Source organism: Pseudomonas sp. SDO524_S393 (assembly GCF_054071875.1).
The window spans coordinates 1-17,295 of the sequence record NZ_JBSVVZ010000057.1; the positions used below are offsets into that span (position 1 = coordinate 1).

Sequence of the window (17,295 nt, forward strand, 5' to 3'; positions counted from 1 at the left end):
TACTTATCGCAGGCAGGCCAGCTCCCACAGGGAAGGCATTTCAACCGGCAACTGCACTCCTCTTTGGGGGCTGGCTTGCCTGCGATAGCGGTCTATCAGGCCAGGGCCGTCTCGGCAGGCGAAACGATGCTGGTCTTGCCCCCGCGGGATTTGCCCGAGCTCAGGTATTCGGCGATCGACTCCTGGGTCACTTCACCCAGGAACACGCGCTCCGCATCCATTACCGGCAACCATGAACGGTTGAATTCGTACATGCGCGACAGCAGGATGCGCAAATGCTCGTCATACGCCGCCGTGGCGTTGAACTCGCGCAGGTACTGGCCGCAGGCACCGGTCTGACGGTGCAGGTCACGGCGTCGTACATAGCCCAGCGCCTTGTTCTCGGCGCAGGTGACCACCACGTAGCGGCGGTCATGTTCGTCCATCAGTTCCAGGGCTTCGGCCACCGGGGTTTCAGGGCTGACCGACGGCGCGTTGTCCGCCGCGTCTTCGGCCTTCACCAGCAGCAGGCGCTTGAGGGTGCTGTCCTGGCCGACAAAGTTGCTGACGAAATCATCCGCCGGATGCGCCAGCAAGGTGTCCGGGTGATCGAGCTGCAAGAGTTTGCCGGCGCGGAAGATGGCAATCTTGTCCCCCAGCTTGATGGCCTCGTCGATGTCGTGGCTGACCATGATCACGGTCTTGTTCAGGGCGCGCTGCATCTCGAAGAACTCGTTCTGGATCATTTCGCGGTTGATCGGGTCGACCGCGCCGAACGGTTCGTCCATCAGCAACAGCGGCGCCTCGGCCGCCAGTGCGCGGATCACGCCGATGCGCTGTTGCTGTCCACCGGACAATTCGCGCGGATAGCGGTGCAGGTACTGCTTGGGCTCCAGCTTGATCATGCTCATCAGCTCGCGGGCGCGGTCGTGGCATTTCTGCTTGTCCCAGCCCAGCAACTTGGGCACGACCACGATGTTTTCCTCGATGGTCATGTTGGGGAACAGGCCGATCTGCTGGATCACGTAGCCGATGTTGCGGCGCAGGGTCACTTCATCGAGGTCGGTGGTGTCTTCGCCGTTGATCAGGATCTTGCCCGAGGTGGGCTTGATCAGGCGGTTGATCATTTTCAACGTGGTGCTCTTGCCGCAACCCGAAGGGCCTAGGAATACGCAGATTTCGCCTTCATTGACGGTCAGGCTCACATCGTTCACGGCGGTAACGGTCTTGCCGTTGCTTTGAAAGGTCTTGGACAGGTTCTGAAGTTCGATCATTTGAGCAATCCTTTTGGAGTCAGCGAGCGTTGCAGCCATTGCAGGAGCAGGTCAGCGAAGATGGCCAGGAGGCTGACCAGCACGGCGCCGACGATCAGCATCGACATGTCGCTGCGGCTGATGGAGGCCAGAATCAATACACCCAGGCCACCGGCGCCGATGGTGGCGGCGATGGTCATCACGCCGATGTTCATCACCACGGCGGTGCGTACACCGGCAAGGATCACCGGCACCGCAATCGGCAGCTCGACCATGCGCAGGCGCTGGCCGAAGGTCATGCCGATGCCGCGTGCGGCTTCGCGAATGCCCGGTTCCACGCCCGTGAGGGCCAGGTAGGTGTTACGCATGATCGGCAGCAGGGAATAGAGGAACACGGCGGTGATCGCCGGCATCGGCCCCAGGCCCTGGCCGAACTTGGAGTAGAACGGCAGCAGCAGGCCGAACAGCGCGATGGACGGCACCGTGAGCAGCACAGTGGCGCTGGCTTGCAGGGGGCCGGCAAGGGCCTCGAAGCGCGTCATCAGGATACCCAGGGGCACGCCGATGAAGATCGCCAGCAGCACGGCGACGCCGACCAGGGTGATGTGTTGCCAGGTCAGGTGCAGGACCTGGGCCCAATCCAGGTGGGAAAAGGCGTTCAGAAATTCCATGTCTTCTCCTCTTATGGGGTGATGGGATGCTGGCGCAGGAAATCTGCGGCCACGGCGGACGGGCTTTCATGGTCGACGTCGACCCGCGCATTGAGCTGGCGCATGGTTTCGTCGTCGAACAGCGCGGCCAGCGGCTTGAGGTCGGCGGCCAGTTGCGGGTGCTGGTCGAGGTACTGCTGGCGGATCACCGGCGCGGCGGTGTAGTCCGGGAAGTAGTGCCTGTCGTCTTCCAGCAGCTTCAGTTTGAAGGCGTTCAGGCGACCGTCGGTGGTGTAGACCAGGCCGGCGAACACCTGGCTATTGCGCAGCGCGGTGTAGACCAGGCCGGCGTCCATCTGGCGCGTGTTTTTGCGGGTCAGGTTCATGTCATACAGCTTGACCATGCCGGCCAGGCCGTCGGAGCGGTTGGCGAACTCGGTGTCCAGGGCGACCAGGCGGTTTTCCCGGGTGTCCTCGGCCATGGCCCGGGTCAGGTCGCTGATGCTGTGGATGTCCGGGTGTTCCTTGGCCACTTTCTCCGGCAGCGCCAGGGCGTAGGTATTGCTGAATCGAGAAGGTGACAGCCAGACCAGGCCTTTTTTTGCATCGAGTTCTTTTACCCGGGCGTAGGACTGTTCGCTGTCGAGCTTTTCGTCCACATGGTTGTAGGCCACCAGTGACACGCCGGTGTATTCCCAGAGCAGGTCCAGTTGCCCGCTTTCCTGGGCACTGCGCGCCAGGTTGCTGCCCAGGCCGCCCGTCACGCGGGTGTCATAGCCTTTGGTGCGCAGGTATTGGGAGGTGATTTCGGCGAGCAGGGTCTGTTCGGTGAACACCCGGGCGCCGATGCGCACCAGCGGTTTTTCGGCGGCCTGTGCAAAACCTGCCAGCAGCAGGACACAAGCCGTTATCAGCGTCAGTTTTTTCATCGTTTTTCCTCAGCCATGCCTTACGACGGGCGCAGTCCACGTTCCAGCCAGAGTCGGCTGGCCAGGGTCACCAAACCATCGAGCAGCAGTGCCAGCAGCGCGGTACACGCGGCGCCGAGCAGCAGTTGCGGCTGATTGTTCAGGGCTATGCCGGGGAAAATCAGGCTGCCCAGGCTGTTGGCGCCGATCAGGAACGCCAGCGGCGCGGTGCCCACGTTGATCGCCAGCGCCACACGCACGCCGCCAATGATGATGGGCACGGCGTTCGGCAGTTCCACGCGAAACAGCACCTGGCGCGGGGTCATGCCGATGCCGGTGGCGGCTTCCTTCAGGGAGCCCTGGACGTTTTTAAGGCCCTCGTAGGTGTTGCGCACGATGGGCAGGAGGGAGGCAAGGAACAGGGCGAAGATGGCCGGGCCACTGCCGATGCCGAGGACGCCGAGGGCGATGGCCAATACGGCCAGGGGCGGGACGGTGTTGCCGATATTGAAGATCTGCATGAAGCGTTCTGCGCGCCCGACCATCTTCGGTCGGCTGAGCAGGATACCGGCAGGGATCCCCACGATCAGGGCCGCCAGCATGGAAGCAAGCACCAGCACCAGGTGGGCTTGCAGGTAGAACCATAAATCGTCGCGGTAGAGCTCAATCGTACTGATGCCGATCCAGTGGACCAGCAGGGCCAGGAGTGCGACGACGATCGCAGCCCCTGTCAGCCCTTTGCCATAGCGGATAGCCACAGGCGGACTCCTTTTTTTCTTTTGTCGGCGAACGCATTTCCCGGTGGCAAGGCCATTTCTGGCTGCCTGGGAATGGGTTCGCGAAAAGCAGCTCGCCCCTGTCGGTCAGACGACGGGAGGTCAAGCCATGAGCGCAGCCTCGTCAGGCTAACTTGCTGATTTATCAGCCCCTGTTCCGAGTGCGGTAGCAGGGGAGTGGACGTCTCGACCTTTTAAAAGGTTCCATACTTGGCAGCATTTAGCCACCCCTGATCGGGTGAACGGTGGTCCGGGCGCCGGGGTTTGCGCTATACTCGCCGCCCTTTTTTGACTCACCTGCCAGGCGATTTCCCATGACCCACCAGGCCGCCGAAGTCGCGAAACGCCGCACTTTCGCCATTATTTCCCACCCCGATGCCGGTAAAACCACCATCACCGAGAAGCTGTTGCTGATGGGCAAGGCAATCGCGGTGGCCGGCACGGTGAAATCCCGCAAGTCCGACCGTCATGCCACTTCCGACTGGATGGAAATGGAAAAACAACGGGGTATCTCCATTACCACGTCGGTCATGCAGTTCCCGTATCGCGACCACATGGTCAACCTGCTCGACACCCCGGGCCACGAAGACTTCTCCGAAGACACCTACCGCACCCTGACCGCGGTGGACTCGGCGCTGATGGTCCTCGACGGCGGTAAAGGCGTCGAGCCACGCACCATCGCGCTGATGGACGTGTGCCGTCTGCGTGACACGCCCATCGTCAGCTTCATCAACAAACTCGACCGCGATATCCGCGACCCCATCGAGTTGCTGGACGAAATCGAAGCGGTCCTGAAGATCAAGGCCGCGCCGATCACCTGGCCTATCGGTTGCTACCGCGACTTCAAAGGCGTGTACCACCTGGCGGACGACTACATCATCGTCTACACCCCGGGCCACGGCCATGAGCGCACCGAAACCAAGATCATCCAGAAGCTGGATTCCGACGAGGCCCGCGCTCACCTGGGCGACGAGTACGAGCGTTTCATCGAGCAACTGGAACTGGTACAAGGCGCCTGCCATGAGTTCAACCAGCAGGAGTTCCTCGACGGCCAGTTGACGCCGGTGTTCTTCGGTACCGCACTGGGCAACTTCGGTGTCGACCATGTGCTGGACGCCGTGGTGGACTGGGCCCCGCTGCCGCTGGCCCGGGTGGCCAACGAGCGTACCGTGGAGCCGCAGGAAGAGAAGTTCTCGGGCTTCGTGTTCAAGATCCAGGCGAACATGGACCCCAAGCACCGCGACCGTATCGCCTTCATGCGCATCTGTTCGGGCAAGTACGAAAAAGGCATGAAGATGCGCCACGTGCGCACCGGCAAGGACGTGCGCATCGGCGACGCCCTGACCTTCTTCTCTTCCGAGCGTGAACAGCTCGAAGAAGCCTACGCCGGCGACATCATCGGCCTGCATAACCACGGCACCATCCAGATCGGTGACACGTTCACCGAAGGCGAGGCGCTGGGCTTCACCGGCATTCCGCACTTCGCCCCGGAACTGTTCCGCCGCGTGCGCCTGAAAGACCCGCTCAAATCCAAGCAATTGCGCCAGGGCTTGCAGCAGCTGGCGGAAGAGGGCGCGACCCAGGTGTTCTTCCCCGAGCGCAGCAACGACATCATCCTCGGAGCGGTCGGTGTGCTGCAGTTCGACGTGGTGGCCAGCCGCCTCAAAGAGGAATACAAGGTCGAGTGCGCCTACGAGGCCATCACCGTGTACTCCGCGCGCTGGATCGAATGCGACGATAAGAAGAAGCTGGAAGAGTTCAAGAACAAGGCCGTGGAAAACCTCGCGGTCGACGGCGGTGGTCACCTGACCTACCTGGCCCCGACCCGGGTGAACCTGGCGCTGATGGAAGAGCGCTGGCCGGATGTGAAATTCCGCGCGACCCGCGAGCATCATTAAGGTCTGAGCGGTAAAAAAGGGTGAAGCTGTCATGGCTTCACCCTTTTTCATGGGCGATGCAAAACCAAATGTGGGAGCGGGCTCGCGAAAGCGCTGGATCAGTCACCCTATGCTGTGAATGACACACCGCATTCGCGAGCAAGCCCGCTCCCACAGTTTTATCTCCATTTGGCAATGAATTGGCGAGAGGCCCATATCCGGTCTAGCGTTTCAACTGGTTCACCCATTTACCGACGGAATAGGAGTTCCTGATGCGTTTAATTCAACGCGCCCTTCAACTGGTGTTGCTGGGGGCTTTGGTGTTGCCTGCTTCATCGGCCCTGGCCGAAGCGGGCAAGGCCCAATGGAAAGACACCGGCCCGGTCACCAAGCGCAAGCAGAACGAGGTCAACTCGGGCAGTTGGCAGCCTCAGGCCCAGCCTGCGCCGAAGGAAGACCAGGAAAACCCTTACAACGAAGGTGAAGACAGCGAAACCTACGACGACGGCGAGACCTGACGCCTGGCGCAAACCCGGCAACGGGGCTAGCGTCAACGCTGGCGGTCGTGAACGGCTGTCGTGCGGTTTTTACTGACTGACTGGACGGAGTCCACCATGAGTATTTTTCAACGAGTCGTGCTGTTGATCAAAGTGCTGGTGTTGTTGTCGCTGGGGATGTCGACGGCCTGGGCAAATAGCCCGGCGCACGGTCCGGCGGGCGTGTCGGCGGTGCAGAGTGAACAGGGGCAAGGGCTGCAACTGGCCAAGTCCGAGGCCCAGGGTGAAGACAAGGATAACGATGACTCCACCAGCAAGGAGCCCGACAGCGATGACCCGGATGACGACGACGGCGACAGCCAGACGTAGTCACCGGCCCAAAAGAAAGCCCCTCCCGCCCGGCTGATGCGCAACCGGGCGAGAAGGGCTGTAGAACACTGATCGCTCCCACGCGTGTGGGAACTCTCCTTATGCGACGAACTGCTCCGCGTAGTGGCACGCCACTTGGCGGTTATCCAGCGGCCGCAATACCGGCTCCTCGGTGCTGCACCGCGCCGTGGCGTACGGGCAGCGTTTGTGGAACGCACAGCCCGGCGGCGGGTTCAGTGGGTTGGGCAACTCGCCGACGATCTTGATCTTCGGCTTGTTCGGGTCCGGGTGAATGGTCGGGGTGGCCGACAGCAGCGCCTGAGTGTACGGGTGCAGCGGACGGGCGTAGATGTCTTCCTTGGGGCCGACTTCCACTGGGCGACCGAGGTACATCACCATCACGTCATCGGCAACGTGTTGCACCACCGCCAGGTTGTGAGAAATGAACACGTAGGCCGTGTTGAACTCCTGCTGCAAATCCATGAACAGGTTGAGCACCTGGGCCTGGATCGATACGTCGAGCGCCGAGGTCGGTTCGTCCGCCACCAGCACCTTGGGTTGCAGCATCATGGCGCGGGCCAGGGCGATGCGCTGGCGCTGCCCCCCGGAGAACATGTGCGGGTAGCGCTGATAATGCTCGGGGCGCAGACCCACTTGCTTCATCATCGCCTGCACTTTCTCGCGGCGTTCGGTGGCGGACAGGTTGGTGTTGATCAGCAGCGGCTCGGCCAGTTGGTCACCGATTTTCTGGCGTGGGTTCAACGAGGCGTACGGGCTCTGGAACACCATCTGCACGTCTTTGCGCAATTGCTTGCGTTGGGCCTTGTCGGCACCGGCCACTTCCTGGCCGGCGATTTTCAAGGAACCCGAAGACGGCTCTTCGATCAGCGTGAGGGCGCGGGCCAGGGTGGATTTGCCGCAACCCGACTCGCCTACCACGGCGAGGGTCTTGCCGGCTTCCAGTTCGAAGGACACGCCATTGAGGGCACGCACGGTGGCGTGGCCCTTGAACAGGCCACGGGACACTTCGTAGTGACGGGTGAGGTCGCGGGCGGTAAGAACGACGGCCATTACGCCACCTCCTGGTTCAAGGGGTAGAAGCAGCGCGCAAGGCTGTTGGTTTTCGGGTCAAGGGCCGGGCGCTGGGCGCGGCAGGATTCCTGCACATACGGGCAGCGTGGCGACAGCAGGCAACCTTGCGGGCGGTCGTAACGACCCGGAACGATACCCGGCAGCGTGGCCAGGCGCGTGGCGCCCAGGCTGTGCTCGGGGATCGCCTTGAGCAACGCTTCGCTGTACGGGTGCGCCGGAATGTCGAACAGCTGCGGCACCTGGCCGACTTCAACTGCCTGGCCGGCATACATCACGCACACGCGCTGGGCGGTTTCGGCCACGACGGCAAGGTCGTGAGTGATCAGCACCAGGCCCATGTTCTGTTCTTTCTGCAGGGCCAGCAGCAGTTCCATGATCTGCGCCTGGATGGTCACGTCCAATGCCGTGGTCGGCTCGTCCGCGATCAGCAGTTTCGGCTCGCCGGCAATCGCCATGGCGATGGCCACACGCTGGCTCATACCACCGGACAACTGGTGCGGGTAGGCGTCCATACGGCTGGCGGCGCCAGGGATCTCGACTTTTTCCAGCAGTTCGATGGCGCGTTTACGCGCTTGCTTGCCGGACATCTTCAGGTGCAGGCGCAGCACTTCTTCAATCTGGAAACCCACGGTGTAGCTGGGGTTCAACGCGGTCATCGGGTCCTGGAACACCATCGCCAGGTCTTTGCCGACGATCTGGCGGCGCTGGCGGGCGCTCAGTTTGAGCATGTCCTTGCCGTCGAAGGTCAGTGCGTCGGCGGTGACGATGCCGGGGTGCTCGATCAGGCCCATCAGCGCCATCATGGTCACGGATTTACCCGAGCCCGACTCGCCAACGATTGCCAGTACTTCGCCTTTGTCGACCGACAGGTCCAGGCCATCGACCACCGGCACGGCGGTCTTGTCGCCGAAGCGGACGTTGAGATTCTTGATTTCTAACAGTGACATGGGAATCTCCTCAGGCGGCGTTCTTGAGTTTCGGGTCCAGCGCATCGCGCAGGCCGTCGCCCATCAAGTTGATTGCCAGCACGCTGAGCAAAATGGTCAAACCAGGCAGGCTCACTACCCACCAGGCGCGTTCGATGTAGTCGCGGGCTGACGCCAGCATGGTGCCCCACTCAGGGGTTGGCGGTTGTACGCCAAGGCCCAGGAAGCCCAGTGCGGCGGCATCGAGGATCGCCGAAGAGAAACTCAAGGTGGCCTGGACGATCAGCGGCGCCATGCAGTTGGGCAGCACGGTGATGAACATCAGGCGGGGCAGGCCGGCGCCGGCGAGGCGGGCGGCAGTCACGTAGTCGCGGTTCAGTTCGCCCATCACCGCAGCGCGGGTCAGGCGGACATAGGACGGCAGCGACACGATGGCAATCGCAATCACGGTGTTGATCAGGCCTGGGCCGAGGATGGCGACGATGGCCACGGCCAGCAGCAGCGACGGCAGGGCCAGCATGATGTCCATCAGGCGCATGATGGTCGGGCCGAGCAAGCGCGGGAAGAACCCGGCGAACAGGCCCAGCAGGATGCCCGGGATCAGCGACATCACCACCGACGACAAGCCGATCAGCAGGGAGAGGCGCGAGCCCTGGATCAGGCGCGAGAGCAAATCACGGCCCAATTCGTCGGTACCCAGCAAGAATTGGATCTGCCCGCCTTCCAGCCACGACGGCGGGGTCAGCAGGAAGTCACGGTATTGCTCGCTTGGGTTATGCGGGGTGACCCACGGCGCGAAGATCGCGCAGAACACGATCACCAGCATGAACAACAGGCCGGCAACGGCGCCTTTGTTCCGGGAGAAGGCTTGCCAGAATTCTTTGTACGGGGACGGATACAGCAGGCTTTGATCGACTGCTGACACGGGAGTAGGTGTGGTCATGGTCTTGATCTCAGCGCTGGTGACGGATGCGTGGGTTGGCGAAGCCGTAGAGGATGTCCACCACGAAGTTCACCAGGATCACCAGGCAGGCGATCAGCAGGATGCCGTTTTGCACCACCGGGTAGTCCCGCGCGCCAATGGCTTCGATCAGCCATTTGCCGATGCCGGGCCACGAGAAGATGGTTTCGGTCAGGACCGCACCGGCCAGCAGCGTGCCCACTTGCAGGCCCACCACGGTCAGTACCGGGATCAGCGCGTTACGCAGGCCGTGCACGAACACGACGCGGGTTGGCGACAGGCCTTTGGCCTTGGCGGTGCGGATGTAGTCTTCACGCAGCACTTCGAGCATCGACGAACGGGTCATCCGCGCGATCACCGCCAGCGGGATGGTGCCGAGCACGATGGCCGGCAGGATCAGGTGGTGCAGGGCATCGAAGAACGCGTCCGGCTCGTCGGCCAGCAGGGTGTCGATCAGCATGAAGCCGGTGCGCGGCTCGATGTCGTAAAGCAGGTCGATACGCCCGGAAACCGGGGTCCAGCCCAGGCTGACCGAGAAGAACATGATCAGGATCAGGCCCCACCAGAAGATCGGCATCGAATAGCCCGCCAGGGAGACGCCCATCACCCCATGGTCGAACAGGGATCCTCGCTTCAGGGCCGCGATCACCCCGGCCAACAGGCCCAGGATGCCGGCGAACAACAGGGCGGCCATGGACAGTTCCAGGGTCGCCGGGAAGAGGGCGGTGAATTCGGTCCACACGCTGGTGCGTGTGCGCAGCGATTCGCCGAGGTCGCCGTGGGCAAGTTTGCCTACGTAGTCCAGGTATTGCGCATACAGCGGCTTGTTAAGGCCAAGGCGTTCCATTGCCTGTGCGTGCATCTCGGGGTCGACGCGGCGTTCGCCCATCATGACTTCTACGGGGTCGCCGGGAATCATGCGAATCAACGCAAACGTCAGCAACGTGATGCCGAAAAACGTGGGGATCAGTAACCCCAGTCGGCGGGCAATAAAACTAAACATCTTGTTGTGTACCTCAATCAGCCGGTTAGGCAGGTTCGGCACCGCCCTGGTGGGTGGTGCCGAGCGTTTCTCTTATTTACTTCACCTGGGTAGTGGCGAAGTTATTTGTGGTCAGAGGGCTTTGGGTATAACCCTCGACGTTCTTGCGCATGGCGGTGAACATTTTCGGATAGGCCATGGGGATCCACGGTTGGTCCTTGTCGAAAACGTCCAGTGCTTGTTCATAGAGTGCCGCGCGTTGGGTCGGTTCAGCGACGGCGCGTGCCTTGTCGATCAAGTCTTGAAATTCCTTGTTACACCAGCGGGCGTAGTTTTCGCCGTTTTTCGCTGCATCGCAACTCAGGTTTGGCGTGAGGAAGTTGTCCGGGTCGCCGTTGTCACCGGCCCAGCCGGCGGAAACCATGTCGTGCTCGCCGTTTTTAGCACGCTTGAGCATTTCGCCCCATTCCATGACTTTGATATTCACCTTCAAGCCGATCTGCGCCAGGTCCGCCTGCATGCGCTGGGCGCCGAGCATCGGGTTGGGGTTGGTCGGGCCGCCGCCGTTGCGGGTGAACAGGGTGAATTCGGTGCCTTCCGGTACGCCGGCTTCCTTGAGCAGGGCGCGGGCCTTGTCCAGGTCACGGGGCGGGTTCTTCAGCTTGTCGCTGAAGCCCAGCAGGGTGTTGGGATACGGGCCGGTGGCATCCACAGCGTTGCCTTTGCCGTACAGGGACTCGTTGTAGCCTTTTTTGTCGAACGCAATGTTGATCGCGTGACGCACCCGCGCGTCGCTCATGTACTTGTGGGTGGTGTTCATCGCGGTATAGGCGGTGGTCATCGCCGCCAGTTCCGCGACTTTCAGGTTCGGGTCGGCCTTCATGCTCGGCACGTCATCCGGTTTCGGATACAGCGCGATCTGGCACTCGTTGGCCTTGAGCTTTTGCAGGCGCACGTTGTTGTCGGTGGTGATCGCCAGGATCAGCGGGTCGGCCGGCGGCTTGCCACGGAAATAGTCCGGGTTGGCCTTGAAGCGCACCTGGGCGTCTTTGGCGTACCGCGTGAAGATGAACGGCCCGGTGCCGATAGGCTTGGCGTTCAGGTCATCGGTCTTGCCGGACTTGAGCAACTGGTCGGCGTATTCGGCGGAGTGGATCGAGGAGAACGCCATGGCCAGGTCGGCCAGGAAAGGGGCTTCAGGACGGGTCAGGGTGAAGACGACGGTGTGATCGTCAGTCTTTTCCACGCTCTTGAGCAGTTCCTTGAAGCCCATGCTTTCGAAGTATGGGTAGCCCACGGTGGACTTTTTATGCCACGGGTGATTCGGGTCCAGCTGGCGCTGGAAGCTCCAGAGCACGTCGTCGGCATTCAGGTTGCGCGTGGGTTTGAAGTAGTCGGTAGTGTGGAACTTGATGTCTTTACGCAGGTGGAACGTGTAGGTCAGGCCGTCTGCGCTGATCTCGGGCAGGGCCTCGGCCAGTGCCGGGATCACTTCGGTGGTGCCGGGCTTGAAGTCTACCAGTCGGCTGAACATGGTTTCAGCGGCGGCGTCAGCGGTGACGGCGGTGGTGTACAGCACCGGATCGAAACCTTCCGGGCTGGCTTCGGTGCAGACCACCAGCGGTTTGGCCGAAACACCGATCGCGACGCTCAACAGCGCGGCGGCAACGGCGGCTTGTAACGGGAGCATTTTCATTCAGGGCCCTCTGCAGTCGATGGAACCAGACAAGCGTAGACGGCAGGCTCGTCCTGAGCCTGCCGTCTACCTGGTGCTAATTAAAGAACTTTGAACGGGATGGTGGTGACCAGACGGAACTCTTTGATGCTGCCGTCGGACTGGAACTCGCTGCCACGGTGCTCAACATAGGTTGCACGCACGGTGGTGGCCTTGAGCGGGCCGCTCTGGATGGCATAAGCGGCGCCTACACCGTATTCCTGGTGTTTTTCGCCGTCTTGAGTCTGGATGCCGTCATAGGCGAACTTGGCACGGCCACCGTTGCCGGTGTAGTGAGTGCCGTCGATGTCCCAGCCGCGTGCCGAGTAGGCGTTGAACTTCAGGCCTGGCACGCCGTATTCGGCCATGTTGATGGCGTAGGCGATCTGGAAGGACTTCTCGTTCGGACCGTTGAAGTCAGAGGTCAAGGAGTTGGCCAGGTAGATGCCGTTGGTTTCGTGCAGGTAGTCGAAGTACTCGTTGCCGTTCACTTGCTGGTACGAGAAGGTCAGGCTGTGAGCCTGGTGAGTCAGGCCCAGGGAGAGGGAGTAGGTATCGTTGTCGATTTTCCCCATCTCTTTTTTGCCTTCATCCACTGTCTTGTAGTAGTTGAAGCCAGTGGTCAGGCCCAGTTGCTGGGCATCGCCCAACTCGTGGGTCGCGCCGAAGTAGTACTGGTTCCAGAAGTCCTTCACGTTGGCGGCGAAGAAGCTGGTTTTCAGGCTTTTCAGCGGCTGGTAGTTCACGCCCAGGGTGGACACCTTGTCGGTTTCCGCGCCATTGCCGTATTCGGTACGGAATTTCGACAGGCTCTGCTCGGAACGTGGCGAAACGCGGTCAAACACGCCGCCCTGGAAGGACAGGTTGCTGAACTCTTCGCTGTTGAAGCTCACACCTTCGAAGCTCGAAGGCAGTGCACGGTTGCCGATGGTGTCGACGATGCCGCTGCTGAAGTTCTGGCGACCGGCGGTCAGCGTGGTGTTGGACACACGGAACTGCACGTTGGCCAGGCCCAGTTTGCTCCATTGGCCGACTGCATCACCGTCGGAGTCCGCCAGGGTACGGTTGGAGCCGCCCTTGATATCACGCTTGCTGCGGTCCAGGACCAGTGCGTTGTACACCGCCACTTCAGTCTTCACGCCCACGGTGCCCTGGGTGAAACCCGAGCTGGCGTTGAGGATGGTGCCCTGTACCCAGTTGGTACGGTTACGGTCGGTCAGGGTCTGGCCGTGCTTCTGGTAGGAAAAGGTGCCCCCACGGTACTTGCTTTCGTGGGAGTACCAGTTACGTGTGGTGCCGCCCAGGCTGAAATCTTCGATAAAGCCTTTGGCCTCGCTTTGGGCGCTGGTGCCGGCCAGAGTGGTCGGAACGAATTCCTGACTCTGGGATTCAGCATAGGCGGTCGCCGTGATGCTGCTGATGGCCAAGGCCAGAAGCGCGGTGCTGCTCAGTTTCATGTGTGAAGCTCCTTTGGTTCTCTTTTTTAATGCCGGTCTTTTTAGGTGAACCGGCTATTGGGTGTGTAACTCGCTCAAGCTTTTGCAAACGTTTGCTGTCGGAAAATTCCCAACACAAGGCTGCACGTTTGCGGGAGAGCCCACTTCGCTCTCCGCAATCCGGTTATTTTCTTATGGGGTGATACTGACGCCCGAGAACACGTTGCGGCCGAAGGGGCTCACTTTGAAACCTTCGACTTTGGCGCTTAACGGCTGGTTGACCGTCGAGTGGGCGACTGGCGTGATCGGCACCTGTGCTTTAAGCAGTTGCTGCGCCTGTTTGTACAGAACCGTCCTTTGTTCGCGGTCGGTCACGACCTTGGCTTGCTTGATCAGCTTGTCGTACGCCGGGTCACACCACATGGAGTAGTTGTTCCCGCCGATGGCGTCGCAGCTGTAGAGGGTGCCCAGCCAGTTGTCCGGGTCACCGTTGTCGCCGGTCCAGCCGATCAGGCTGATATCGTGCTCACCGTTTTTGGTGCGCTTGATGTACTCACCCCATTCGTAGCTGACGATCTTGACCTTGAGGCCGATCTTGGCCCAGTCGTTCTGCAGCATTTCGGCCATCAGCTTGGCGTTCGGGTTGTACGGACGTTGCACCGGCATCGCCCACAGGGTGATCTCGGTGCCTTCCTTCACACCGGCGGCCTTGAGCAGTTCCTTGGCTTTTTCCGGGTTATAGGCGGCGTCCTTGATGGTGTCGTCGTAAGACCACTGGGTCGGCGGCATGGCGTTGACCGCCAGTTGCCCCGCGCCCTGGTACACGGCATTGAGGATGCTCTGCTTGTTCACCGCCATATCCAGCGCCTGGCGCACTTCGAGCTGGTCGAATGGCTTGTGGCGCACGTTGTAGGCGATGTAGCCGAGGTTGAAACCGGGCTTGGTCAGCAGTTGCAGGTTGGGGTCGGCCTTGAGCGCGTCGACGTCGGCCGGGCGCGGGTGCAGGGTCACCTGGCACTCGTTCGCCTTGAGCTTCTGTACCCGCACCGAGGCGTCGGTGTTGATCGCGAAAATCAGCTGGTCCAGCTTTACCCGGCTCGGGTCCCAGTACTGTTTGTTGGCCACATAGCGGATCTGCGAGTCTTTCTGGTAGCGCTGAAACACAAAGGGGCCAGTGCCGATCGGCTTCTGGTTGATGTCGCTCGGCTTGCCTTCCTTGAGCAACTGCGCGGCGTACTCGGCCGACAGGATCGAGGCGAAGCTCATGGCGATGTTCTGGACAAACGCGGCGTCGACCGAGTTGAGGGTGATCACCACGGTGTGCGGGTCGGTTTTTTCGACCTTGGCAATGTTCTTGTTCAGGCTCATCCCGTTGAAGTACGGAAACTCGGTGGGGTAGGCCTTGCGAAACGGATGGTCGGGGTCAAGCATGCGATTGAAGGTGAACAGCACGTCGTCGGCGTTGAAGTCGCGCGTCGGCTTGAACTCCTTGTTGCTGTGGAACTTCACCCCTTCACGCAGATGAAAGGTGTAGGTCAGGCCGTCTGGCGAAATATCCCACTTGGTCGCCAACCCGGGCACCACATTGGTCGCACCTTTTTCAAACTCCACCAGGCGGTTGTACAGCGGCTCGGCCGCATCGTTATCGGTGGCGGTGGTGTATTGCGCGGTGTCGAAGCCGGCCGGGCTGCCTTCGGAGCAGAACACCAGGCTCTTCTTGTCGGCGGCCTGGCCCAGGGTGGCCACAGCCAGCAGGCTGGTGGCGAACATCGCGGATAGAACGGTGGTATGGCGCATGACGATCCCAATCCTTGTTTGTAGTTGTCATCAGTGAACAATCACCCTGTTCCCACAGGGAGACACCACTGATCCCACGCTCGGCAAATGCCTTAACAGACGGATGCGGCTGTTATCCGACGACGTTATGGGTCGTGGACTTCACAGTAAATGCATCAAATCTGATTGACTTTGTAGGTAACGGAGTCAGGGATCGCGGTTCGTTGCTGTAGGACAGTAGCGAATACGGATGTGGCTGGTTTCCTACGGTCAAGGCGAATGCAACAACGGCGACGCCATGGGCGTCGCCGTCGAGGATTCTTACTTGCCGCTGACGCTGACGCCGTAGAAGGAGTTCAAGCCAAACGGGCTGATCTTGAAGTCCTGTACGGTGTTGCGCATGGGTTGATACACCGTCGAGTGCGCGATAGGTGTGTAAGGCAGTTCTTTCTTGAGGAGTTGCTGCGCCTGTTTGTACAGATCGGTGCGCTTGGCGACGTCCGTGGTCGACTTGGCCTGACTGATCAGGTCGTCGTATTGCTTGTTGCTGAACTTGGAGAAGTTGTTGCCGTTCAGTGCCGAGGTGGCAAAGAGGGTGCCCAACCAGTTGTCCGGGTCACCATTGTCACCGCTCCAGCCAATGATCATGGCCTGGTTCTCGCCACCTTTGGAACGCTTGATGTACTCGCCCCACTCGTAGCTGACGATGTTGACCTTCAAGCCGATCTGTTTCCAGTCGCTTTGCAGCATCTCGGCCATCAGCTTGGCGTTCGGGTTGTACGGACGCTGAACCGGCATGGCCCACAGGGTGATCTCGGTGCCTTCCTTGATGCCGGCTTCCTTGAGCAGTTCCTTGGCTTTTGCAGGATCGTACTTGGCATCCTTGATGGTGGTGTCATACGACCATTGGGTTGGCGGCATGGCATTCACGGCCAATTGGCCCGCGCCCTGGTACACCGAGTCGATGATCTGCTGCTTGTTCACCGACATGTCCAGCGCCTGGCGTACCCGCAGGTCGGCCAATGGGTTCGGTGCGGTCTGGCCCTTGAGCACCGGCATCACGTTGTAGGCGATGTAGCCCAGATTGAAGCCGGCCTGGTGCGGCATCAGCATGTCCTTGTCCGCTTCCAGGGGCTTGATGTCCGCCGGGCGAGGATAGGCCGTGATCTGGCACTCATTCTTCTTCAGCTTCTGGATGCGCACCGAGGCGTCGGTGGAGATCGAGAAGATCAGGTTATCGACCTTGACGTCTTCAGGCTTCCAGTAGTCCTTGTTGCCGGTGAAGCGGATGTTGGAGTCTTTCTGGTAGCTCTTGAACACGAACGGGCCAGTGCCGATTGGCTTCTGGTTGATGTCCGAGGCTTTGCCTTCCTTCAGCAGCTGGGCCGCGTATTCGGCCGACTGGATGGACGCGAAGCTCATCGCCAGGTTCTGGATAAAGGCGGCGTCCACGGTGCCCAGGGTGAACTTGACGGTGTGGTCGTCGACTTTCTCGATGTTCTTGATGTTCTTGTCCATCTCCATGTCGGAGAAGTACGGGAACTCGGTAGGGTAGGCTTTGCGGAACGGATCGTCCTTGTTGATCATGCGGTTGAACGTGAAGAGCACGTCATCGGCATTGAATTCACGCGTCGGCTTGAAGTACGGGGTGGTGTGGAACTTGACGCCTTCGCGCAGGTGGAAGGTGTACGTCAGGCCATCCGGGGAAACGTCCCAACTGGTGGCCAGGCCAGGAATCACGGCGGTGCCGCCACGTTCGAACTGGCTCAGACGGTTGAACACGGTTTCGGCCGAGGCATCGAAGTCTGTTCCGGTAGTGTACTGGCCTGGATCGAAACCGGCCGGGCTCCCTTCGGAGCAGAACACCAGGTTAGTCGCCGCGTGGGCGAAAGGGGCTGCGGCCATAAGGCCAGCGCTAACGAGTAACGGAAGGACTGCGTGTTTAAGCATGTTGGCCTCATGATTTGTTGTCATTTTTGGTGGTGAGGGCGACCTCGTGAGTCGGCCTGCGGATACTTATGCAGGGGCCATACCCATTGCAAGATGCTGAACCGTTAGGAGGCTGAAACAGTGGTACGAACGTACAGGAATGTCGCATT

15 protein-coding genes are annotated in these 17,295 nt (G+C 60.7%); 3 read left to right on the forward strand and 12 right to left on the reverse strand.

Features of this window, described 5'->3' with window-relative positions; genetic code table 11:
- Positions 1-95 precede the first annotated feature (95 nt).
- From ACW9IB_RS22045 to ACW9IB_RS22060, 4 genes are read right to left on the reverse strand one after another with little or no spacing between them, the layout of a single operon-like run.
- Positions 96-1,253 carry an osmoprotectant ABC transporter ATP-binding protein OsmV gene (locus ACW9IB_RS22045; RefSeq protein WP_457365332.1) on the reverse strand — a complete coding sequence of 386 codons (1,158 nt, stop codon included), beginning with the start codon at positions 1,251-1,253 and terminating at the stop codon, positions 96-98.
- Positions 1,250-1,903 carry an ABC transporter permease gene (locus ACW9IB_RS22050; protein WP_457365333.1) on the reverse strand — a complete coding sequence of 218 codons (654 nt, stop codon included), beginning with the start codon at positions 1,901-1,903 and terminating at the stop codon, positions 1,250-1,252. The genes ACW9IB_RS22045 and ACW9IB_RS22050 overlap by 4 nt, the downstream gene beginning before the upstream one ends.
- Positions 1,904-1,914: 11 nt before the next feature.
- Positions 1,915-2,811: a glycine betaine ABC transporter substrate-binding protein gene (locus ACW9IB_RS22055; RefSeq protein WP_457415539.1), complete on the reverse strand. Its 897-nt coding sequence runs from the start codon at positions 2,809-2,811 to the stop codon at positions 1,915-1,917.
- 20 nt (positions 2,812-2,831) lie between these two features.
- Positions 2,832-3,548, reverse strand: coding sequence for an ABC transporter permease (locus ACW9IB_RS22060; RefSeq protein ID WP_457365335.1), 717 nt, complete (start codon positions 3,546-3,548; stop codon positions 2,832-2,834).
- 332 nt (positions 3,549-3,880) lie between these two features.
- On the opposite strand from ACW9IB_RS22060, the gene ACW9IB_RS22065 reads away from it, so the two are divergent.
- The 3 genes from ACW9IB_RS22065 (at position 3,881) to ACW9IB_RS22075 (ending at position 6,309) form a co-directional block, all read left to right on the forward strand.
- A complete protein-coding gene (locus ACW9IB_RS22065; RefSeq protein WP_457365336.1) occupies positions 3,881-5,464 on the forward strand; it encodes a peptide chain release factor 3 in 1,584 nt (527 codons plus the stop codon).
- Positions 5,465-5,715: 251 nt separating this feature from the next.
- Complete coding sequence (locus ACW9IB_RS22070) at positions 5,716-5,961, forward strand: hypothetical protein (RefSeq protein WP_457365337.1); 246 nt, start codon at positions 5,716-5,718, stop codon at positions 5,959-5,961.
- A 96-nt stretch (positions 5,962-6,057) separates the two neighbouring features.
- On the forward strand, positions 6,058-6,309 hold the full coding sequence (locus ACW9IB_RS22075) for a hypothetical protein (protein ID WP_457415541.1): 252 nt from the start codon (positions 6,058-6,060) through the stop codon (positions 6,307-6,309).
- A 99-nt stretch (positions 6,310-6,408) separates the two neighbouring features.
- On the opposite strand, the gene ACW9IB_RS22080 is transcribed toward ACW9IB_RS22075, so the two are convergent.
- From ACW9IB_RS22080 to ACW9IB_RS22115, 8 genes are all read right to left on the reverse strand, one after another.
- A complete protein-coding gene (locus ACW9IB_RS22080) occupies positions 6,409-7,380 on the reverse strand; it encodes a peptide ABC transporter ATP-binding protein (RefSeq protein ID WP_457365339.1) in 972 nt (323 codons plus the stop codon).
- The gene (locus ACW9IB_RS22085; RefSeq protein WP_457415542.1) at positions 7,380-8,348 is read right to left on the reverse strand and encodes an ABC transporter ATP-binding protein; all 969 of its coding nucleotides are present in this window, start codon (positions 8,346-8,348) and stop codon (positions 7,380-7,382) included. Before ACW9IB_RS22085 ends, ACW9IB_RS22080 begins: the two co-directional genes overlap by 1 nt.
- Positions 8,349-8,358: 10 nt before the next feature.
- Positions 8,359-9,270 (reverse strand): ABC transporter permease subunit, encoded by a 912-nt coding sequence (locus ACW9IB_RS22090; protein ID WP_457365341.1) that lies wholly within the window; start codon positions 9,268-9,270, stop codon positions 8,359-8,361.
- Positions 9,271-9,280: 10 nt separating this feature from the next.
- Positions 9,281-10,291 (reverse strand): ABC transporter permease subunit, encoded by a 1,011-nt coding sequence (locus tag ACW9IB_RS22095; RefSeq protein ID WP_457365342.1) that lies wholly within the window; start codon positions 10,289-10,291, stop codon positions 9,281-9,283.
- 76 nt (positions 10,292-10,367) lie between these two features.
- Complete coding sequence (locus tag ACW9IB_RS22100; RefSeq protein WP_457415543.1) at positions 10,368-11,966, reverse strand: ABC transporter substrate-binding protein; 1,599 nt, start codon at positions 11,964-11,966, stop codon at positions 10,368-10,370.
- An 80-nt stretch (positions 11,967-12,046) separates the two neighbouring features.
- A complete protein-coding gene (locus ACW9IB_RS22105) occupies positions 12,047-13,441 on the reverse strand; it encodes an OprD family outer membrane porin (protein ID WP_457365344.1) in 1,395 nt (464 codons plus the stop codon).
- A gap of 171 nt (positions 13,442-13,612) precedes the next feature.
- Positions 13,613-15,190 carry an ABC transporter substrate-binding protein gene (locus tag ACW9IB_RS22110; protein ID WP_457365450.1) on the reverse strand — a complete coding sequence of 526 codons (1,578 nt, stop codon included), beginning with the start codon at positions 15,188-15,190 and terminating at the stop codon, positions 13,613-13,615.
- Positions 15,191-15,517: 327 nt separating this feature from the next.
- Complete coding sequence (locus tag ACW9IB_RS22115) at positions 15,518-17,146, reverse strand: ABC transporter substrate-binding protein (RefSeq protein ID WP_457365345.1); 1,629 nt, start codon at positions 17,144-17,146, stop codon at positions 15,518-15,520.
- Positions 17,147-17,295 lie beyond the last annotated feature (149 nt).